The sequence below is a fragment of the Oleiphilus sp. HI0079 genome, assembly GCF_001635105.1.
In genome coordinates, this window is the sequence record NZ_LWFT01000646.1 from 1 (window position 1) to 1,207 (window position 1,207).

Genomic DNA, 1,207 nt, shown 5'->3' on the forward strand with positions numbered 1-1,207 from the left:
CTTGGTGAGGCGGTCGTGATGTTGGCCTCGGTTGAGGATGACAAGGTGACTCTGATAAGTGGTGTTTCCAAGTCAATATCGAAACGGTTTCCAGCGGGAGATTTGATGCGAGAGATTGCTGCAAAGGTTGATGGAAAAGGTGGTGGTCGTCCTGATATGGCGCAAGGCGGGGGCACGAATATCGACAAACTAGATGCCGCATTATCTGGGGTTCAAGAATGGGTCGCAAGTAAGGTATAATCGCGCGCTTTTTGATTTATAGCCTTGTTCGGGCAGTATAGGAATAGTTAGCAATGGCCTTGTTGGTTCAAAAGTTCGGTGGTACTTCTGTAGGCTCGGTTGAGCGTATCGAAGCGGTTGCTGATAAAGTTAAAGCGTTTCGTGAAAAAGGCGATGACATTGTTGTGGTCGTTTCGGCGATGAGTGGAGAGACGAACCGTTTGATCGGTTTAGCGGCAGATATAATGGAAGAGCCGACTCCTCGTGAAATGGATGTGCTCGTGTCTACGGGCGAACAGGTTACCATAGCCTTGCTTAGTATGGCCTTAAATAAAAGAGGCTGTGAAGCTAGGTCTTACACCGGTGCTCAGGTTCGAATCAAGACGGATAGTACGCATACGAAAGCGCGTATTATGGATATTGACGAACACAAGATGCGCAAAGATCTGGATGCTGGGCGAGTTATCGTTGTTGCAGGCTTTCAGGGTGTTGATGACAATGGCAACATTACGACATTGGGTCGTGGTGGTTCCGACACTACTGCCGTTGCATTGGCTGCAGCGTTAAAAGCGGATGAGTGTCAAATTTATACGGATGTAGATGGCGTCTACACTACGGATCCGCGAGTCGTAGAGGGTGCTCGTCGTATGGAAAAGATCACTTTTGAAGAAATGATCGAAATGGCGAGCCTTGGATCCAAGGTGCTGCAAATCCGTTCCGTCGAGTTTGCAGGTAAATACAATGTACCGTTGCGTGTTCTTTCGAGTTTCAAAGAGGGTACGGGCACTTTAATTACAACTGATGATGAGGGAAATATGGAACAGCCTCTCGTGTCTGGTATCGCGTTTAATCGTGACGAGGCAAAGCTAACACTGGTCGGAGTTCCCGATATTCCTGGAATAGCCAGCAAAATCCTTAAGCCTGTTAGTGATCAAAATATCGAAGTCGATATGATTGTGCAGAATATTGGCGTTGATAATTGTACTGA

2 protein-coding genes are annotated in these 1,207 nt (G+C 47.2%); both read left to right on the forward strand.

The genetic code is table 11. From position 1 onward, the window contains the following. Nucleotides 1–240, forward strand: a 240-nt coding sequence (locus tag A3750_RS11685) for a DHHA1 domain-containing protein (protein ID WP_156498533.1), incomplete at its 5' end; no start/stop codon positions are given. A 53-nt stretch (nucleotides 241–293) separates the two neighbouring features. After that, nucleotides 294–1,207 (forward strand): aspartate kinase (locus tag A3750_RS11690; RefSeq protein WP_068548285.1); only part of this gene is annotated, 914 nt, incomplete at its 3' end.